We start from the raw sequence: 18,665 nt of genomic DNA on the forward strand, positions 1-18,665 counted from the left end.
CTTCAATCCTTATTCCGGGGGTTAAGGATATCGCGCAGCGCATCACCGACTAAGTTGATAGCGACAATCAGCACCAGCAACGTCACGCCGGGGAAGACGCTGATCCAGTAGTCGCCGGACATCAGGTAATCAAAGCCGTTGGCGATGAGTAAGCCCAGCGATGGTTCGGTCACCGGCAGGCCGATGCCGAGAAATGAGAGCGTGGCCTCAAGCATGATCGCGTAGGCAATGCGCATGGTCGCGACCACAATCAGCGGCGGCAGACAGTTGGGCAAAATGTGGCGAAACAGAATGCGAGGGTTCGACAGCGCCATGCTGCGTGCGGCGTCCACGTAACTTTTGCGGCGTTCAAGCAGCGCCGAACCGCGCACCGTGCGCGCGTAGTACGCCCACTGCGTGACGATCAGCGCCAGAATAATTTTATCGACGCCCTGCCCGAGCACCGCCAGCAAAATCAGCGCGATTAATATCGGCGGGAAACTCAGCTGGATATCGACAACGCGCATGACCAGCGCATCGGTTTTGCCGCCGGCATACGCACTGGTCAGCCCCAGCGCTGTGCCAATAGTCAGGGCGATCAGCGCACTTGAAACGCCGACCAGCAGGCTGGTTCGCATGCCATAAAGAATGGCGCTCAGTAAATCGCGCCCCTGATCGTCCATGCCCAACCAGTAGATCATGCCGCTCATGCTGGCCGTGCCCGGTTTGAGGCGACCATCCATAATGTCGAGTTGCGATAAATCGTACGGATTTTGCGGCGAAATCCACGGCGCGAGCACCGCCAGCAAAATGGCGATCCCTAAAATAATCAGGCCGCAAAGGGAGAATTTATTGCGCAGCAGCGCGCGCGCAGTGTGATAAAACGCCGAATGCGCTTTGCCCTGCACGACGTTTCGCGTATGTACTGAATCAGATGTCATCAGCTTTCGCCTCCCAGCCGCACACGCGGATCGACCAGCACGTACAACACATCCACCAGCAGGTTGATCAGGCTGAACATCACTACTGTGATCATCAGATATGCCAGAATCACCGGCCGGTCGAGCACCGCAATCGAGTCAATAATCAGTTTGCCCATTCCCGGCCAGGCGTAAATGGTTTCAGTAACGACGGCAAACGCAATCAGTGATCCCAGCTCCAGACCGATGACGGTAATGAGCGGGATCAGCGTGTTTTTCAGAACGTGAACCAGCACGATGCGGCTTTCAGAAAGCCCTTTGGCGCGGGCAAAACGGATGAAATCCTGTTGCAGGCATTCGAGCACACCGGCGCGGGTCAGGCGGATAATCAGCGAGATCTTGAACAATGCGAGATTGAACGCAGGCAGGACCAGATGAGCGAGGCCGTCAGCGGTAAACAGGCTGACGGGTACGCCAAAAACGTCCACCGTTGCACCACGCCCCGACGCGGGCAGAACGCCCAGTTTGACGCTGAAAAACATAATCATCATCAGCCCGATCCAGAATGTGGGCAGGCTGAAACCTAAAATCGAGACGGTCATGATGGATTTGGAAAGCCAGCCGTCCGGGCGCAAACCGGCATAAACGCCGAGCGGGATCCCAATCACCAGCGCCAGCACAAACGCCACCAGCGCCAGTTCGAGCGTGGCGGGCATCCGCTGAAAAATCAGGTGCAGCGCGGGCTGGTTGTAGATAAAGGAGTTGCCCATGTCGCCGTGCAGCGCGTTCACCAGAAACAGGCCGTACTGTTCCCACACCGGTTTATCGAGGCCGAAAGACTGGATCACGCTGAGCCGTTCGGCGGGCGTTGCGGTGGTGCTGAGCAGCAGATCCACCGGATTTCCCACCAGATAAACGCCGCCAAACACCAGCAGCGACATCACAAACAGCGTCAGTAACGTTTGTCCGAACCGGCCGAGCAGATATCGGCTCATTTTGGGGCAGTACCATAGCGGGAAATCACGCGGCGCAGCAGGCTGAAGAATCCGTATTCATCGACGGTCTGCATGACGTGCGCATTGGGCGATGTCGCCAGTTTTTGCCAGAAATCAGCATAGGTATAACCGGCAGTTTTGCCGGAGATCTCAACGCCCACGCGGGCAGGTAAACCATCGAACAGCCCCGGCTGTAGCAGCCAGGCGATCGCGGTGGCGTCATGAACCGGCCCGCCGTCCCGGCCAAAACGGCGTAAATCGCTGCGATCAAACGCGCCCAGCAGCGCCGCAATAGCCTGCCCCGGAAGGCCGCCATCCTGTTTCAGGGCGTCAATATCATCGGTGCCAATCAGCGCCTGAAACGTCATATCCAGCGGCATGATCACCAGCGGAACGCCGCTGTTAAACACTTTTTCCGCCGCGTGCGGATCGGCGTACACGTTAAATTCAGCCCAGGGCACGCGGTGCCCGAGCGCGGTAAACGCGCAGCTCATGGTGACGATTTGTTTAATGCCGCGCGCCACGTCCGGGTGCATCCCGAGCGCCAGCGCAATATTGGTCATCGGGCCAATGACGCACAGCGTCACCGGGTCGTTGTCTCCGGCAGCTTTTCTCAGCGTGCGCACCAGAAAATCGACGGCGTGTTCCGCCTGTGGTTGCAGTTCGCAATCCGGCACCAGCTCATTTCTGAACGCGCCGATATGTGCATATTTGCCGTAAACCTGTTCACGCACCAGCGGACCGGGCGCACCGGCAAACACCGGCGTCGCAGTTTTTCCCGAGAGCGCGACAATTTTGCAGGCATTCTGTACGGCGTCTTTCAGCGCCACATTTCCGGCGACCACCGTCACGCCGAGCACGTCCAGTTCCGGCGAAGCCAGCGCCAGCCACAGCGCAATGGCGTCATCCACGCCCGGATCGGTATCAATAATGATGCGCTGCGTCATAGGATTATTTCCCGGCATAGCGTGAGAGCAGTTCGTAAAACAGCGCGAAGACTTTGTTCGCATCCACGCGTGTCACAATATCGACGTTCGGGGTTTCGCCCGATTTTCCGTACCAGTCGGCGACGGTCTGCCCCAGACATAACTCACTGTTATGTTCGATAAAGACCCGTGCTTTTTCCGTGCCGAACAGCTCCGGCGCAAGGACATACGCGATCACCAGCGGATCGTGCAACGGCCCGCCGCGGGAACCGTAACGACGCACGTCGTTGCGATCCCAAAACGCCATCAGCTCACCGAGTTGCGCAGAAATACGGCCGGAAACTTTCACAAACTTCGCCACATGTTCCGGCGTCAGAATAACCTGATGCGTCGCGTCGAGCGGTAAAACCGTGATGTTAAGCGGGCTGGAAAAAACGATATGCGCGGCGTGCGGATCGGCCAGCATGTTGAATTCGGAAGTCATGGTGCGGTTACCGGCTTCGCGGTACGCGCCGCCCATCAGCACCACGCGGGAAATACCGGCGGCGATGTGCGGTTTGATGCGCAGCGCAGTGGCAAGGTTGGTCAGCGGCCCGAGTACGCAAAGCGTCAGCGGCTGATTATCCGCAATCGCCTGCTCGCAGCTGTCGATAAGGAAGTTAACTGCGTGCTGAGTTTCAGGCTGCTTTTTGGGTGCCGGAAACGCGGTATTCCCCAGACCGTTTTCACCGTGGAAGTGGCCGTGGATGGGCGCGCGCAAGATCGGCTGATGGCATCCGGCAAATACCGGAATGTCCACGCGGTAACCCAGTTCGGTAATTTGCAGCGCGTTGCGGGTGGTATTCATCAGCGGCTGATTACCGCACACCGTGCAGATGCCGAGAATGTCCAGCTGCGGTGCAACAAAAGCACTGAGCAGCGCAATGGCATCATCGATGCCCGGATCGCAGTCAATAATCACTGGCAGAGTTTTCATAAGGCACCGACCGAACGCAGGACTTCTGCAATTTCCTGACGCGCAGAGTCATTGAGCGGAATTTGCGGCGGGAGCGGATCACCGACTTCAAATCCCTGCAATTGCAGTGCGGCTTTGATGCATCCGGCAATCGAATATTTGGCGAAGATTTCGTTGATGCGCCACAGCGGCCGTTGCAGTTCCATGGCTTTTTTCCAGTCGCCCTGGCGTGCGGCTTCATAAAGCGCGAGGCTCTGTTTCGGGACAATACAGGCCGGTCCGGCCATCCAGCCCACGCCACCAATCATCATCACACACACCGGAATATGCGCCGACGCGGCAAAGACCTGCATCCGCCCTTGCGTGCGTTCAATGATCGACAGCAGCCGCCCGGTGTTGGTCGACGCATCTTTAATATAGTTAATATTTTCAACATGACTCAGACGCTCAATCACCGGCAGGCTGAGATCGGAACGCTGGAATTGCGGATTGGTGTAGAGCACGACGGGCAGTTTTCCGGCGGCCAGCGCGATGGCGCGGAAGTAATCTTCCACGCCCTGTTCGGGCACCGGGAAATACGCCTCCAGGATCGCCAGAATACCGTCGGCACCCAGAGCGGCGTAGCGAGCGGTTTGCGCGACGGCGTCCTGGATGGTGGTGGCTGCGACTCCGGCGATTACCGGAACGCGGCCCCGAGCGGCTTCGACGACGGTTTTGACTATCTCAGTGCGCTGCTCTGCGCTGAGATAAGCAAACTCACCTGTACTGCCCAACGGCGTCAGACCGTGCACGCCGCTATCAATCAGATGCCCGACCAGTGCCGTGAGCACCGGTTTGTCTATCTGGCCGTCGGGGGTAACCGGCGAAACCAGATAGGGATACACACCGCTAAAAGAAGTCATAGCTTCTCTCTCTTTTCTTAGAACAACCCTGGTGTTGGTGCTCTATTCCCGCCTTGGTTCGGTATGCACGTTGTCCGTGTTCTTATGCCGCTGAACACTTACTTTTGATGGACAAAGTACGGCAATGTGTAGCCATCAGATCGGCCGGTGTAGCTGTAAGGGGTTTTCATCGCCCAGGTATACGAGAGGAACAGCAGCGGAATGGTGCCTTCGTCCTTCATCGCAATCTCTGTGGCCTGTTGCAACAGCTTTTCGCGCTGGCCGTCGTCGAGGGTTTCCCGCGCTTTGGCCAGCGTTTGATCAAATTCAGGATTCGAGTAACGCCCGCGGTTACCCTGCCCGCCGTTCGGCCCGAAAGTTTCGAGCAACGGCCCGAGTACACCGGACGCCTCACCGGTTTCGATCGCCGCACCGCCCATAATCAGACTGAAATCGCGTTTGGATGCACGCGAAAAATACACGCTGCCCGGCATGGTCACGACGTCGGTTTTAATGCCAACGCGGCTGAACATCTGACCCAGCGCCTGCGCAATTTTAGAATCGTTCGGGTAACGATCGTTTGACGCGTGGAACGTCAGGGTAAACCCGTCCGGATATCCGGCCTGCGCGAGCAGCTGTTTGGCTTTTGCCGGATCATAAACCGGTGCGGCAATCGACGGCGTGTAACCGAAATACCCTTTCGGCACCAGCTGTGACGCCGGAACGCCCTGCCCGTCCATAATGCGGTCAACGATTGCCTGACGATTAATCGCCAGCGACATCGCCTCACGCACTTCCCGTTTTTTCAGCGGATTGCTACCGTCCGGCCCTTTGGCAAACGGCGACACATCGCGATCCTGATCCGGGTGTAAATACAAAATGCGGTTACCGGCGACAGATTCCAGATGCAGGCTGGTTTGTTTCGCCAGATCCCGCCCGTCCGCCGTCGGCACGCTTTCAATTAAATCCACGTCACCGGAACGCATCGCGGCCACGCGTGCGCTCGGGTTTTTGAAGACGCGCAACGTGACTTTGTCCCACTGCGATTTTCCGCCCCAGTACTGGTCATTGCGCGCCAGCACCACGTTGTCGTCCGGCGTCCAGCTGACAAATTTGAAAGGCCCGGTACCAATAACGTCTTTCCCTTCGTTCAGGGTTTGCGACGGCACCGTTTCCAGACGTGCCGGTAAAATTGCCACGCGACTCAGGTTGTTAAGCAATAAAGGTGTAGGCGTTTTGGTGACAATTCTCACCGTTAACGGGTTCACTTCGGTGACGTCAGCAATGTCGTTGACGTAAGGCGTGTAGGCGCTTGGGCTGTTTTTAGACGCCAGTGCCACGCGTTTGATGCTGGCGATCACGTCTTTGGCGGAGAAGTCACTGCCGTCGTGGAATTTAACGCCGGGACGCAATGCGAATTCCCAGGTGGTGTCGTTGATAACTTTCCACGAGACGGCAAGTGCAGGCGAAATGTGTTGTTTTTCGTCCTGATTCACCAGGCCGTCGAAGATGTTGCGGGCCATCGCGCTGTTGGCACCACCCACGTAAAACTGAGGATCCATCGAAGTCGTTGACGCAGCAAGACCAATATTCAGGTCAGCAGCTTGTGCCGCAAAGGTTTGAAACCCTGAAATGGTGGCCAGCGCCGAGGAAAACACTGCGGCCAGAACGGACTTTCTCATGCATTTAACCCTTAATTTTTTTAGATTTTCAGGCAATGTGTGACAGATCGTAAATTGGAGTCTAGGGGGTGGACTTCTGGATTGAAAATTGTATTTTGTGTTACATCCATAAACAAATGTTATGGATTCTGAGGAAATATTATGAAAATTAATCCCCGACAGGTCGAAGCCTTTCACAAAGTGATCCTCACTGGCGGGATTACGGCGGCGGCGAATATGATGAATATCACGCAGCCCGCGGTCAGCAGGCTGATCCGTGACTTTGAATATGCCATCGATCTGAAGCTGTTTGACCGCGACGGGCGAGGGCTGATTCCGCGCGACGATGCCATCAAGTTGTACCGTGAAGTCGAACGTCTTTATCTCGGACTTGAACATATTTCACGTATCGCCGACGAAATCCGTCATTCAAAAGGCAGTGTTTTGCGCATCGGCAGCGTCGCGGCGCTTTCGCCGTTGTGCGTCGAACACGTTCTGCCGCCGCTGATTGAAGAGATTGCGGATATCTCGCTGTTTCTCGATATCGAAAGCACGACGCACATTATGGATGTGGTGACCGGCAACCAGTACGACGTAGGGTTTCTCTTCGGAAAGCCCGATGTGAAAGGGCTTGAAGCCGAGATGCTGGCAACCGCCAAAGCCGTGGCCGTGATGTCGCCGAGGCATCCGCTGGCGAAACAGGATGTGGTCACCGCCATGGATCTGACCCGCTATCGCCCCATTATTCCCGGCCGGAAAACGCCGCTGCGAGAACAGCTGGATCAGGTCATGAGCCGCCTCGACTTGTATATGAACAACCCTATCGAAACGTCGCTTAATAATTGCTGCATCATGGCGGGGAATAATCTGGGCATCGGCATCGTTGATTACATTACGGCGCGCAGCCACAAGAGCGATATTGTGCTCAAGCCCTTTACGCCAGACATAAGTATTGCCTATCTTGCCGTATTCCCGCCGCAGATCCCGAAAAGCCGTCTGGTAGAACATATTACTAAAGAAATGAAGACATTAATCGAAGGCTATCTGTAGCTACTTGCAGCCCACGGCAGTAAAACTCCCCAAAAGGTTCACACAAAATCATACTTCTTAGTGATTTCTGTCACATTCCTCACACCAAACGACACTCTTGTGGGCAAATAGTGCGCCCACATAGACTTAAAAGCTATAAAACAGAGTTTAAATATCATTTATTTGAATAAGTTAAATTATTTAATCATTAAATATCAATGCCATACCTGGTAGCCGCACAAAGAGTAATCTCACTTATAATAATTTACCTAATTTCAAACTCTTCGTTACACATTCACAACCCCGATGAGAAGTATTACTATTTGCGCGAAATTGTCCTATCTGGTTCATTTGATAACGGGTGTTCATTACGTGTTTCCAGCTTTTCCCACATCTTGACTACAATATTTTTGTCGACAACATAAGTGCAGTGAGATAAATCATGCCAACAACTAAGAGTAAATGGACCTGGCTCCTCTGGCTGCTGAGTGCGCTGATGGCCGTTATCGGCCTGACACTCGGCATCGGCGGTGCGTATCTGGCCACATTGGGAGGAAGCATTTACTTCCTGCTGATGGGTCTGGCCCTCGTCGTTTCCGCCGTTTTAATTTTCAAAGGTAAGCCTTCGGGCGCGTGGCTCTACGCCGTCGCCTTCGTTCTTTCTGTTATCTGGGCTATCTGGGACGCCGGTTTCACCTTCTGGCCGCTGTTCTCCCGCCTGTTCACGTTCGGCGTTCTGGCCTTCCTCGTCGCACTGGCGTATCCGCTGCTGAAAACGCGCGCGGGCCTTGTTGCCCGCAAAGGGCCGAGTTTCTCGCTCGCCGCCGTGCTGGCAGTTGCCCTGATCGCGGCATTCGGTAACACGTTCGTCCCGACGCCAATCATCAGCGCCGACAACGATCAGGTTCCGGTCAAACCGGTTGATAAAGGTGCGGAACAGAAAAACTGGGCGAACTGGGGTAACACCACCGCAGGCGACCGTTTTGCTGCACTGGATCAGATCAACAAAACCAACGTCGATAAACTGCAGGTGGCGTGGACGGCTCATACCGGCGATATCCCGCAGAGTAACGGTTCCGGCGCTGAAGACCAGAACACCCCGCTGCAAATCGGTGACAAACTGTTTGTATGTACCGCGTACAGCAAAGTGATCGCCCTGAATGTGGATGACGGTAAAAAGCTGTGGTCTTACGACTCCAACTCTACCGCGCCGAACTGGCAGCGTTGCCGTGGTCTGGGCTATTACGAGAACAGCAGCGTAAACAGCGCAGCGCCACAGGCTCCGGCTGCCATTCCTGCGGCTGAACCGGCCACTCCAAACGCCGCTTCAGAAGCTGCCGCGCCTGCAACAGATGCGCCGCAAGCGCCTGCTGCCACCGGCGGTACCGTCAGCGCGACCTGCGAACGCCGTCTGTTCCTGCCAACCATCGATGCGCGTCTGATTGCCATCAACGCCGACACCGGCAAGCCTTGCGCTGATTTCGGTGACAACGGCGTGGTTGACCTGAAAGTCGGCATGGGCGAAGTGAAACCCGGCTATTACCAGCAAACCTCTACCCCGCTGGTCGCGGGTAATGTCGTGGTTGTTGGTGGACGCGTGGCGGATAACTTCTCCACCGGCGAACCTCCGGGCGTGGTGCGTGCGTTTGACGTTCACACCGGCGCACTGGTATGGGCATGGGATCCGGGTAATCCGAACATCACCAAACTGCCACCGGAAGGTCAGACTTACACCCGCGGTACGCCGAACGTCTGGTCTGCGATGTCCTACGATCCGAAACTGGGTCTGATTTATATGCCAACCGGCAACGCCACGCCTGATTTCTTCGGCGGCACACGTACCGAGCTGGATGATAAATACAGTTCATCCGTGGTCGCTGTTGAAGCCACAACCGGTAAAGTCCGCTGGACGTTCCAGACCACGCATCACGATCTGTGGGACTTCGACCTGCCGTCTCAGCCGCTGCTGTATGACCTGCCGGACGGCAAAGGTGGCAGCACGCCGGTTCTGGTGCAGACCTCCAAACAGGGCATGATCTTCATGCTGAACCGCGAAACCGGCCAGCCGGTCGCGAAAGTGGAAAATCGTGAAGTGCCGCAGGGTAACGTCCCTGGCGAACGCTACTCCAAAACGCAGCCTTTCTCTGTCGGTATGCCAAACATCGGCAACCAGACGCTGAAAGAATCTGACATGTGGGGCGCGACGCCGATGGATCAGTTGCTGTGTCGCATCGAGTTTAAAGGAATGCGTCACGAAGGCGTTTATACGCCTCCGGGTCTGGATCGTTCCCTGCAATTCCCGGGTTCTCTGGGCGGCATGAACTGGGGCAGCGTGTCGGTTGACCCGAACAACGCCATCATGTTCGTGAATGATATGCGTCTGGGTCTGGCGAACTACATGGTTCCGCGTGCACAGGTTCCGACCGGCGCAAGCGGTATTGAGATGGGGATGGTGCCGATGGACGGTACGCCGTACGGCGCAGTCCGCGAGCGCTTCCTGTCTCCGCTGGGCATTCCTTGCCAGAAACCACCGTTTGGCACCATGTCTGCGGTTAACCTGAAAACCGGTAAAATCGTCTGGCAGGTTCCTGTCGGTACGGTAAAAGACACCGGTCCGCTGGGCATCAAAATGCGTATGCCAATGGAAGTCGGTATGCCAACGCTGGGCGCAAGCCTGTCAACGCAATCCGGTTTGCTGTTCTTCGCCGGTACGCAGGATTTCTATCTGCGCGCATTTGATACCGCAACCGGTAAAGAAATCTGGAAATCCCGCCTGCCGGTTGGCAGCCAGTCTGGCCCGATGACGTACGTTTCACCGAAAACCGGTAAACAGTACATCATCATCAGCGCCGGTGGCGCACGTCAGTCCGCAGAACGCGGCGACTACGTGATCGCCTACGCATTACCTGATCAGAAGTAAATCGATTTAATTTTGTCGAAAAACAAAGCCCGCCGGTGTGAACTGGCGGGCTTTTTTGTTTGGGGATATTTATGGGGTGTTCAGGGAAGCCTTGATGCCTGACTCTTTAATCCTGCGAATATTGCTTCGCTGATTTTTACAGGAAAACCGGCGGGCAATAAAGCCGCGACGTCCTTAATCACCTGCGGAGTTTTTTCTTTCATTTCCGCCATCATACGGACCACACTCTCTTGCGGAAAATCGACCCGCAGCGCCGTTGTGCCAAAATGCCGGGGAAGGATCCTGTCCCAGTGAAAATGCCGGTTTATCCCCAGAACAGCCATCGCCATTTTGGCTTTTTTCGCCGGTATACCTTGCGGATGCATAAGCGGGAAAGCAGACATCACGTCATACAGTGGCGTCATCCGGTATGCGCTTCCGGGTTCAATATACACGCTAAAGTTCTTCGCATGACCGTCAATGGCAGCGAGCATCCAGAACAGAATCTGACTCTTAAAAAACAGTTCCCGATCACGTAAAACCTGCTGTGATCCAAGCAGAAGTTTCATTGCCGCCGCGATGCCCGGACCACCATCAGACTCGTATTTCAGCGCCGGAGCCACGCCCAGCGCCTGACAGAAATCTTCCTGCGGCAACCGCATCAGCCAGGAACCATCCTGTGACCAGCGGCGATCAAAGCGCTCAACCACTAACACTTTTTGCGTACCGAAACGGGCAATTTCGGCACGGGCGGCGGGGAGCCCAAACTGTTCCGCAATCTTCAGGCACAACCATTCATTTTCAACACTTTCGCTTAAATCGATTCCATTGTTTGCTATATAGCCAATGGGAAGTTTAAGAATATGGCTCGTCGGCGTGCTCCCCTGCGGACGATGCCACTGGTCGCGATACCATAACAGGGCTGTTTTTTCCTGAGCTCCGGCAAGCGAAATACGAAAGTCATCGACTTCCGCTTCCATGCCCAAAGGGGCTTCTTTATAGCCCTGAAGAAGATGTTCCACTTCTTCATCGCTTAGCGGTTGGGCATGAATTTCAGTTACCGGCGTGACCTGGCTGTTCTCCGGATACAACTGAACTGCACCGACACAATCGCCCCCAATGCGAGAAAGCAAATCGAAAGGCTGCTTCGTCGGAATGGCAAAACGCGCCTGAATACGGCTTCGGATTTGCTCATTATCGGGGAGAAGGTTATCAAAAAAGTTGTATACCACGGCACCACGAAACTTTGCAGTTTGCAGCGGAAGCGATAACGAAATAGCACGAGCTCCCGCCCGGTTCAGCCAGCTTTCGTGATACACAAATGACATTTCACCGCCACTGGCTTTCTCTAACGTCCCCACCGTAATGCCATTTAACGCGAGCGTTAACTTATCCATGTATTACCACTCCTGATCCCACGACGTTTTGTCCTGTGGATCACTGTTTCTTGGTGCTATCTGCAGCTCTAAATCCAGCGCAGCGAGCAGTTTAAACAGTGTTTCCAACCGCGTTCCATCCGGGTAATTTTCAAATTCAGAAACCGTGGACTGTTTCAGGCCCATTGTCTCAGCGGTTTTACTCTGGCTCAGTTTGCGCTTTTTACGCTCATTCCGCAGTGCATTGGCCAACATTTTTGTTGAAGTTATATTCATATTATCCTCCCTGGCGGATATTTTCAGTATATCCCCTGTAAGGGATAAATCAATTTCTATCCTCTAAAGCGGATAATATTAAAATATCCTCTACACCCTGTAAGCTGTAAAAATCTAATACAGCCTTCAGGCTGTAATTTGCCCTTTCTGCCTGTCGCATGTTTCAATGCGTTCCCGATCTCCCTGTCTCAAATAAGCCAGACGCCCATGAAAAAAAGTGAATTTATCGCTCAGGATTTACTGAGCAAAATTTATCAGAACAGCGGATCGTTGCCGGAAAAGCTGCCACCGGAACGCCAGCTGGCGGAAGAATACGGGGTTTCGCGGTTTACCGTGCGCAAGGCGCTGGAAAAACTGGTGAGTATCGGTGCGGTCCGCATCGTGCAAGGCTCGGGGATTTATATCAATGCGGGCGTCAGCAGTAATCCGCTGGTATACAACTCGATTACCGAGAAGAAATTCACCGAAATCAGTTTCCAAATGCTGGAGTTACATAAGCGGCGGCCTGACCGCGAAGAGCAGCAGGTTTTCGATATAACCGCGGATGATTTTATCTGGGCGTTTACTCGTCTGCGACGCATCAGCCAGCGCAACGTACAGATTGAGTATTCGCGGATGCCCGCCGAAGGTTTTTCGGATCTGAATCAGAAAACGATCGAGCATTCCATTCAGCAATACGTTCTGAATAAAGGCTTCGCGATTTCGCATTCCCTCACCCGTTATCAGGCGGTCAGCGTCAGCAAAGAGCAGGCGCAGCTGCTGGGCTGCAAGAAAGGCATCGCCGCCATGCAGATCACCAACAGAGGGATTTTGCAGGGCGGCCGCGTTTACGCGTTCAGCGATATCCTCGACATCGATTATTCATGTACTTACGTCATCCCGTTTAATCAGGATAATCTGGCGTTTCGGCAGACTTAAGGCGTGTGGATCACGCCGTCGGGCAGGCGGCTTTGCGTCCATTCATGCGGGCGATACACCACCGGAAATTCATTCGCCGCCTCGCTGTTGAAATCCACGCCGATCCCGGCTTCTTCACACGGATAAAAATACCCGTTCACCGGAGCCTGTGCGCCGGGGAAAACCTGCTGCGTATTGGGCGGATAAGCAACAAATTCCTGAATAGCCGCATTATGCAGATGAATATTCAGGTGCGTATTCACCGCCGCGCCGACCGGCGTCATGTCCGGCGGGCAATGCCAGGCCAGACGCACGCCAAAACTCTGGCAAAAATGCGCCAGTTTTAAAGCCGGTGTGATACCGCCGATTTGTGAAACGTGACAGCGGATAAAGTCGATCCTGCGATTAATGATCAGATCCTTCCATTCCGCCGGATTATTGAATAATTCGCCGGTGGCCAGCGGCACGGCGGTCTGGCTGCGGATCTGCGCCAGCCACTCGTTCTGATCGGGCGGCAAAATATCTTCAATAAAGTAAGGCCGGTATTGTTCCACCGCTTTGGCAAACTGCACCGCCTGTTGCGGGAACAGGCGCTCATGAACGTCGTGCAGAATGTGGAACTGATTGCCGTACCTTTCACGCAGCGCTTTAAACATGGCGAGCGTGTTATCCATGTACTGATCCTGATCGTAATACGCGCCCGCCGCCGGTTCGCGCGTGGTGTGGAAATCGCGCGCGTTGCCACCGTAAAAGCCCAGCTGGCAACGGATGTGGCGATAACCTTCGCCCAGAAGACGATCCACTTCGCCGTAGAGATCTTCCAGCGTTTCCCCCGCCGCGTGGCTGTACGCGGTGACCGCATCTTTCGATTTACCGCCGAATAAATGATACAGCGGCATATTCGCCAGCTTGCCTTTGATATCCCACAGCGCCATATCGATGCCTGCGATGGCGTTGTTGATCACTGGCCCGTTACGCCAGTACGCGTTCACCATCATCATCTGCCACAAATCTTCGATGTGATTCGCATCGCGGCCTAACAGCAGCGGTTTGAGGTATTCATCGACCATCAGTTTCACCGCCAGCGGACGCTGCTGGAATGTGGCGCAGCCGAGGCCGAAAACACCGCAGTCAGTTTCAATTCTGACGACCACTAGATTATGGCGATCGGGGCGCGTTATCTGGCATTCAATATGCGTAATCAGCACAGGTTTCATGGAAAATCCTTAATAATGGCCTTCAGCTCTTTTAAGGAAAAGAGTGCGGGAATATTCGTATTGCGGTTATTTCACCGTATTTTACGCCCGGCTGTAAACCTTAATTTCATGCATTTATTTTGGTATGAAAGAACGGTCATTTACTGAAAAAAACCAGACCAATTATCATAAAACCCCATCTGAGCAGGCTTAGAAGGCGGATTATGTGACCGGGATCCTGTTTTATTGGTTTGTTTTTAAAAACCACGCTCATTACACTCCCTTCCCATCTGAGAATAAAAATACAATTTCCGTCGCGGGGTTCAGGGTGAATACAGAAATAATGCAGTCCGTTATTAAAGGCGTCGGCGGTGCAGAAAATATTAATAAAATCTGGCATTGCATGACCCGTCTGCGTTTTGATTTAGCCGACGAAAATAAAGTGGCGTGGGATGAGATAAAAAATCTGCCCGGCGTTTTGGGCGCGCAAAGCCAGAGCGGTCAGGTGCAGATTATTGTCGGGCCGAAAGTGAATACCTGGTACGAAGCGATTGTTTCGCAGCTGGATCCGGCGTCAAAGCCAACAGGAAATGTTTCCACAAATGCGCGCAAAAGTCTGATCTCGATGTTCATGGATACGGTGTCCGGCGTGTTTGGCCCGATCGTTCCGGCCATTGCGGGCGCGGGAATGATCAAAGGTTTGCTGGCCGGTTTAATCGCCCTCAAGGTGATTTCGGCGAAAAGTGAAACCGTGATGATCATCGATCTGATTGCCAGCGGCGTTTTCTATTTTCTCCCGTTCTTCCTCGCTGTCTCTGCCGCGAGAATCTTCAAAACCAATGAATATCTGGCTGCCGCAGTCGCCGCCTGTCTGATGTATCCGACGCTGATTGACGCCGCAAAAGCGCTCGCCAGCCATACTGCGGATGCGCCAACAGCGTTGTATTTCATGGATATCTTGCCGGTTTCGGTATTTAACTATTCGGCCAGCGTGATTCCGGTGATTTTCTCGGTGCTGGCGCTGAGCTACATTCACCGCTGGGTGGACAAAATCATGCCGGACGTGCTGAAAACCGTTTTCACGCCAACGCTGACGCTATTTATTGCGGCGCTGGTTTCACTGACGGTGATTGGCCCGGCCGGAATTTACCTCGGTAAACTGCTGGCGCTGGGTATTCAGGGGCTGTTTGAAGTGTCATCGGTGTTCGCCGGTTTTATTGTTGGCGCGATCCGCCCGGTGGCGATCCTCACCGGAATGCACCACGCCATGACGCCAATTGCCTTGCAGAACTTCACCGATCAGGGCTGGGACATGCTGATGCCGATGATGTTTATGGCCAACATGGCGATTGCCGGTTCGACCTTCGCGATTTATTTCCATGTGAAAACCCGCGAGCAAAAATCAGTCGTGCTGTCGGCGGCGATTTCCGGGCTGCTGGGGATCACTGAACCGGCGCTGTTTGGCGTGCTGACACGCTATAAAAAAGCGTTTATCGCCACCACGATCAGCAGTTCTGTGGCGTCGGCGTTTATTGCATTCTTCGGGGTGCGGTTGTACGGCTATATTCTGTCGAGCATTTTCAGCCTGCCCGCCTACATCGGTCCGTACTTCATTTATATCGTAATGGGCGTGGTGTTATCGCTGGGGCTGTCATTTACGCTGACATATCTGATGGTCGTTAAAAACAAAGACACCGGAAAATCGGTGCCTCTGGTCAGTCAGGTGCGTTAAATTCAGGCGGCGGCGCTGGCTGCTGCCTGGATTTTATTAGTCAAACGACCGATGTTCTCAATTTCCACTTCAATCGTGTCATTGGCGTTCAGGTACAACGGCGGTACGCGGCTTTTGCCCACGCCGCCCGGTGAACCGGTCATGATCACATCCCCCGGCGAAAGCTGCGTAAACGTGCTGATATAGGCAATCATCTGCGGAATGGTATGCACCATGTTAGCCGTGGTGTCGTTTTGCACCAGCCGGTCGTTCAGCCAGGTTTTTATGCTCAGATTCTGCGGATCGCCCACTTCATCCGGCGTCACCAGCCACGGCCCGAACGCGCCGGTGGCAGGCCAGTTTTTCCCGGCGGTGTACCACTTATGCTGCCAGTCGCGCACCGAGCCATCCATATAACAGCTGTAGCCCGCAATGAAATCCAGCGCATCTTCGGCCGGAATATTGCGGCCGGTGCGGCCGATAATGATCGCCAGTTCCCCTTCGTAATCAAACTGGCTGGAAGAGGCGGGTTTGATAATGATGCCGTTATGGCCAACCTGCGAATCGGCGAAGCGGACAAATAACGTCGGCGCGTCGCTGGTTTCATTGAACTCTTTGCGCTTTTCGGCGTAGTTCATGCCGACGCCGAAGATTTTGCCCGGACGGTCAATCACCGGCAGAAAGCTGATGTCGCTCAGCTGAAGATCGGCCGGAAGCTGCGCATAGCGCTGCAATTCGTCAAGCTGATGATGCGCCATGAATTCGTTAATATCCCGGCAACCTGAGTGACGGCCGACATCAATAATGCCGTCTGTCTGGAAGATGCCGAAGCTTTTGGTGTGTTCTTTACTGAGGGTGAAATTAACAATTTTCATAGATGCGCTTAGTTTCTTATTTTACATAAAACAGGTGAATTCACTGGCGTTCAGATTGCGGAGACGCTCACGCCCCTGCAAAGATCGCGAGATTATTGACCGCGCCTCTCATGCCTTCTACTATATTTTTTTACCAAATCGATGAATTTCAGGAATGTATGATTAATAACAGGGACTTAGATTATTTCGTCACCGCTGCGGAGATGATAAATTTGAGACTTGCGTCACAAAATTTAAATATTACGCAGCCCGCGCTATCGAAATCCATCACCCGTTTGGAGAAAGAACTCGGCATTAAATTGTTTAAAAGAGCCGGCCGGGGTCTGGAGCTGACCGAGGCGGGTCGCATTCTTTATCAGCGGGGCTTGGCGCTGCAAAATTCCTATCATGAGATGGCAGAAGTTATGACGGAACTGAGCAGCGGCGCGGGCGGGATTGTGCGTGTCGGCGTGTCGGGTTCCGCGACACAATTTTTACTGCCGGAAATCTGCAAAACGCTGCAATTACAGGTTCCCAACGTAAAACTGGAAATCCAGATCGGCATGAACGACGTGCTGTTTACGCTGATGGAGCGCCACGTCATCGACATTATTATCGGGCCGCTGGTGAACTATGAAAGCCCGGTGGTTCAGGTGCCGGTTACCGCCGATCGCGTGGTCGTCGCGGCGTCACGCGACCATCCGCTGGCGGGCAGGCCGGTTTCGCTGCGCGACATGAGCCGTTACGGCTGGATTTTACCAGCCAAAACCGTGTCGATGCGGCAGTGGCTGGACAAGATGTTCTATGAAAATCATTGCCCGCTGCCGGACGTTAAAGTGGAAATCAGCTCGCTGGCGTCAGTGCCCGGTCTGATCGCCAAAAGTGGCCTGCTCAGTTTTCTTTCTGAAAACATTCTCGTCGAGGAAGAGTTTATCTCCCGGCTGATCCGGATCGATAACGATCAACTGATGATGCCGCGTCGTGTGGGCATTACCTGGCGGGAAGGCGCATTTCTTTCACCCGCGACGCAAAAGGTAATTGAAGTGACGCAAAACGTCGGGAAGAAAATGCAGAGTGAAGCCCGCCGCATGCTGGAAGACTAGGCCAGCCGCGGCGGGAAAGAGCCGGAAATTACACCAGATGGCAGGCGACGCGGTGGCCGCTTTCCACTTCACGCAGTAACGGAATTTCAGCGCGGCAACGTTCGGTCGCGCGCGGGCAGCGGGTATGGAAACGGCAGCCGGACGGCGGTTTTGACGGATCCGGAATTTCACCGCTGACCATTGCCACCGGTTCGCTGTCAGGATCAAGCGTCGGCACGGCGGCCAGTAACGCCTGCGTGTACGGATGCAAAGGCTGGCGGAATAAAGCATCGCGGCTCGCGGTTTCTACCAGTTGCCCCAGATACATTACCGCCACGTCGTCGCACAGATGTTCCACCACGCCCAGATCATGCGAGATAAACAGAAACGTCACACCGTGATCGTCGCGTAAATCCGAGAATAAATTGATGATCTGCGCCTGAATCGAGACGTCGAGCGCGGAGATCGGCTCATCGGCAATAATGAATTCCGGTTGCAGGATCAGCGCCCGCGCAATGCCAATACGCTGGCGTTGCCCGCCGGAAAACTCATGGGGAAAGCGGTTGTAATGCAGCGGCGACAGCCCGCAGATTTTCATCACTTCCACCACTTTGCCGTGCAGTTCAGCGCGTGAGCAGAGTTTATGTTCCAGCATCGCTTCGCCGATCGCGTCACCAATACGAATACGCGGATTCAGCGAACTGTAGGGATCCTGAAACACCAGCTGGATTTTCGGTCGCAGCGCTTTAAGCTGTTTCGGCTTGAGCCGGTGCAGGTCTTCACCACGAAACTTCACGCTGCCCGCCGTTTTGTCGTACAACCCGAGAAGCGTTCTGCCGACGGTGGTTTTGCCGCTGCCGGATTCGCCCACCAGCCCGAAAATAGTGCCTTTGCGGATGTTAAAACTGACGCCATCTACCGCGCGCAGCTGGCCGGTTTCCTGCCCGAATACGCCGTCGCGGATCGGGAAGTGTTTCTTCAGGCCATCCACTTCTATCAGGTAGTCAGTACTCATCAGATTTTCAGCA

The 18,665-nt window shown here is 54.3% G+C and carries 16 protein-coding genes; 5 read left to right on the forward strand and 11 right to left on the reverse strand.

Annotation, left to right across the window (positions count from 1 at the left end; genetic code table 11):
- Positions 1 to 2: 2 nt before the first annotated feature.
- The 6 genes from J8X26_RS09040 to J8X26_RS09065 all read right to left on the reverse strand — a co-directional run bounded on the left by J8X26_RS09040 (position 3) and on the right by J8X26_RS09065 (position 6,338).
- The gene (locus J8X26_RS09040; RefSeq protein WP_208950713.1) at positions 3 to 920 is read right to left on the reverse strand and encodes an ABC transporter permease; all 918 of its coding nucleotides are present in this window, start codon (positions 918 to 920) and stop codon (positions 3 to 5) included.
- Entirely contained in the window at positions 920 to 1,894 is a 975-nt protein-coding gene (locus J8X26_RS09045) for an ABC transporter permease (RefSeq protein ID WP_152326725.1), read from the reverse strand. Before J8X26_RS09045 ends, J8X26_RS09040 begins: the two co-directional genes overlap by 1 nt.
- Positions 1,891 to 2,841, reverse strand: coding sequence for a nucleoside hydrolase (locus tag J8X26_RS09050; RefSeq protein WP_208950714.1), 951 nt, complete (start codon positions 2,839 to 2,841; stop codon positions 1,891 to 1,893). Before J8X26_RS09050 ends, J8X26_RS09045 begins: the two co-directional genes overlap by 4 nt.
- A gap of 4 nt (positions 2,842 to 2,845) precedes the next feature.
- Complete coding sequence (locus J8X26_RS09055) at positions 2,846 to 3,796, reverse strand: nucleoside hydrolase (RefSeq protein WP_208950715.1); 951 nt, start codon at positions 3,794 to 3,796, stop codon at positions 2,846 to 2,848.
- Positions 3,793 to 4,677: a dihydrodipicolinate synthase family protein gene (locus J8X26_RS09060; RefSeq protein ID WP_152326722.1), complete on the reverse strand. Its 885-nt coding sequence runs from the start codon at positions 4,675 to 4,677 to the stop codon at positions 3,793 to 3,795. The genes J8X26_RS09055 and J8X26_RS09060 overlap by 4 nt, the downstream gene beginning before the upstream one ends.
- A gap of 98 nt (positions 4,678 to 4,775) precedes the next feature.
- Positions 4,776 to 6,338, reverse strand: a complete 1,563-nt coding sequence (locus tag J8X26_RS09065) for an ABC transporter substrate-binding protein (RefSeq protein ID WP_208950716.1) — start codon at positions 6,336 to 6,338, stop codon at positions 4,776 to 4,778.
- 141 nt (positions 6,339 to 6,479) lie between these two features.
- Here J8X26_RS09065 and J8X26_RS09070 point away from each other — a divergent pair, with 141 nt between their 5' ends.
- Together J8X26_RS09070 and J8X26_RS09075 are read left to right on the forward strand one after the other, a co-directional pair.
- Complete coding sequence (locus tag J8X26_RS09070) at positions 6,480 to 7,367, forward strand: LysR family transcriptional regulator (RefSeq protein WP_208950717.1); 888 nt, start codon at positions 6,480 to 6,482, stop codon at positions 7,365 to 7,367.
- A 421-nt stretch (positions 7,368 to 7,788) separates the two neighbouring features.
- Positions 7,789 to 10,266, forward strand: coding sequence for a membrane-bound PQQ-dependent dehydrogenase, glucose/quinate/shikimate family (locus J8X26_RS09075; RefSeq protein ID WP_208950718.1), 2,478 nt, complete (start codon positions 7,789 to 7,791; stop codon positions 10,264 to 10,266).
- 80 nt (positions 10,267 to 10,346) lie between these two features.
- Here the strand turns inward: J8X26_RS09075 and J8X26_RS09080 are convergent, their stop codons facing one another.
- Together J8X26_RS09080 and J8X26_RS09085 are read right to left on the reverse strand one after the other, a co-directional pair.
- A complete protein-coding gene (locus J8X26_RS09080; RefSeq protein WP_208950719.1) occupies positions 10,347 to 11,642 on the reverse strand; it encodes a type II toxin-antitoxin system HipA family toxin in 1,296 nt (431 codons plus the stop codon).
- 3 nt (positions 11,643 to 11,645) lie between these two features.
- On the reverse strand, positions 11,646 to 11,897 hold the full coding sequence (locus J8X26_RS09085) for a helix-turn-helix domain-containing protein (RefSeq protein WP_152326717.1): 252 nt from the start codon (positions 11,895 to 11,897) through the stop codon (positions 11,646 to 11,648).
- A 207-nt stretch (positions 11,898 to 12,104) separates the two neighbouring features.
- On the opposite strand from J8X26_RS09085, the gene J8X26_RS09090 reads away from it, so the two are divergent.
- A complete protein-coding gene (locus J8X26_RS09090; protein WP_208950720.1) occupies positions 12,105 to 12,815 on the forward strand; it encodes a GntR family transcriptional regulator in 711 nt (236 codons plus the stop codon).
- Here J8X26_RS09090 and J8X26_RS09095 read toward each other — a convergent pair.
- Positions 12,812 to 14,011: an enolase C-terminal domain-like protein gene (locus J8X26_RS09095; protein ID WP_208950721.1), complete on the reverse strand. Its 1,200-nt coding sequence runs from the start codon at positions 14,009 to 14,011 to the stop codon at positions 12,812 to 12,814. The two genes, J8X26_RS09090 and J8X26_RS09095, sit on opposite strands and share 4 nt — an antisense overlap.
- 322 nt (positions 14,012 to 14,333) lie before the next feature.
- Here J8X26_RS09095 and J8X26_RS09100 point away from each other — a divergent pair, with 322 nt between their 5' ends.
- Positions 14,334 to 15,722, forward strand: a complete 1,389-nt coding sequence (locus J8X26_RS09100) for a PTS transporter subunit EIIC (protein ID WP_208950724.1) — start codon at positions 14,334 to 14,336, stop codon at positions 15,720 to 15,722.
- A 2-nt stretch (positions 15,723 to 15,724) separates the two neighbouring features.
- On the opposite strand, the gene J8X26_RS09105 is transcribed toward J8X26_RS09100, so the two are convergent.
- A complete protein-coding gene (locus J8X26_RS09105) occupies positions 15,725 to 16,576 on the reverse strand; it encodes a fumarylacetoacetate hydrolase family protein (protein WP_208950722.1) in 852 nt (283 codons plus the stop codon).
- A 158-nt stretch (positions 16,577 to 16,734) separates the two neighbouring features.
- Between J8X26_RS09105 and J8X26_RS09110 the strand changes: the two genes are divergently transcribed.
- A complete protein-coding gene (locus tag J8X26_RS09110; RefSeq protein WP_165059887.1) occupies positions 16,735 to 17,658 on the forward strand; it encodes a LysR family transcriptional regulator in 924 nt (307 codons plus the stop codon).
- A gap of 28 nt (positions 17,659 to 17,686) precedes the next feature.
- Here the strand turns inward: J8X26_RS09110 and J8X26_RS09115 are convergent, their stop codons facing one another.
- Positions 17,687 to 18,652: an ABC transporter ATP-binding protein gene (locus J8X26_RS09115; RefSeq protein WP_152326818.1), complete on the reverse strand. Its 966-nt coding sequence runs from the start codon at positions 18,650 to 18,652 to the stop codon at positions 17,687 to 17,689.
- Positions 18,653 to 18,665: the final 13 nt, after the last annotated feature.

The sequence above is a fragment of the Rahnella sp. ChDrAdgB13 genome (genome assembly GCF_017655185.1).
In the GTDB taxonomy this organism is placed as follows: Bacteria; Pseudomonadota; Gammaproteobacteria; order Enterobacterales; family Enterobacteriaceae; genus Rahnella; species Rahnella contaminans.

Coding starts and splice junctions, on each gene's coding strand:
- J8X26_RS09075 (WP_208950718.1), top strand. CDS start 7,789: ATGCCAACAACTAAGAGTAAATGGACCTGGCTCCTCTGGCTGCTGAGT.
- J8X26_RS09040 (WP_208950713.1), bottom strand. CDS start 920: ATGACATCTGATTCAGTACATACGCGAAACGTCGTGCAGGGCAAAGCG.
- J8X26_RS09105 (WP_208950722.1), bottom strand. CDS start 16,576: ATGAAAATTGTTAATTTCACCCTCAGTAAAGAACACACCAAAAGCTTC.
- J8X26_RS09110 (WP_165059887.1), top strand. CDS start 16,735: ATGATTAATAACAGGGACTTAGATTATTTCGTCACCGCTGCGGAGATG.
- J8X26_RS09045 (WP_152326725.1), bottom strand. CDS start 1,894: ATGAGCCGATATCTGCTCGGCCGGTTCGGACAAACGTTACTGACGCTG.
- J8X26_RS09065 (WP_208950716.1), bottom strand. CDS start 6,338: ATGAGAAAGTCCGTTCTGGCCGCAGTGTTTTCCTCGGCGCTGGCCACC.
- J8X26_RS09070 (WP_208950717.1), top strand. CDS start 6,480: ATGAAAATTAATCCCCGACAGGTCGAAGCCTTTCACAAAGTGATCCTC.
- J8X26_RS09080 (WP_208950719.1), bottom strand. CDS start 11,642: ATGGATAAGTTAACGCTCGCGTTAAATGGCATTACGGTGGGGACGTTA.
- J8X26_RS09090 (WP_208950720.1), top strand. CDS start 12,105: ATGAAAAAAAGTGAATTTATCGCTCAGGATTTACTGAGCAAAATTTAT.
- J8X26_RS09050 (WP_208950714.1), bottom strand. CDS start 2,841: ATGACGCAGCGCATCATTATTGATACCGATCCGGGCGTGGATGACGCC.
- J8X26_RS09095 (WP_208950721.1), bottom strand. CDS start 14,011: ATGAAACCTGTGCTGATTACGCATATTGAATGCCAGATAACGCGCCCC.
- J8X26_RS09055 (WP_208950715.1), bottom strand. CDS start 3,796: ATGAAAACTCTGCCAGTGATTATTGACTGCGATCCGGGCATCGATGAT.
- J8X26_RS09115 (WP_152326818.1), bottom strand. CDS start 18,652: ATGAGTACTGACTACCTGATAGAAGTGGATGGCCTGAAGAAACACTTC.
- J8X26_RS09100 (WP_208950724.1), top strand. CDS start 14,334: ATGCAGTCCGTTATTAAAGGCGTCGGCGGTGCAGAAAATATTAATAAA.
- J8X26_RS09085 (WP_152326717.1), bottom strand. CDS start 11,897: ATGAATATAACTTCAACAAAAATGTTGGCCAATGCACTGCGGAATGAG.
- J8X26_RS09060 (WP_152326722.1), bottom strand. CDS start 4,677: ATGACTTCTTTTAGCGGTGTGTATCCCTATCTGGTTTCGCCGGTTACC.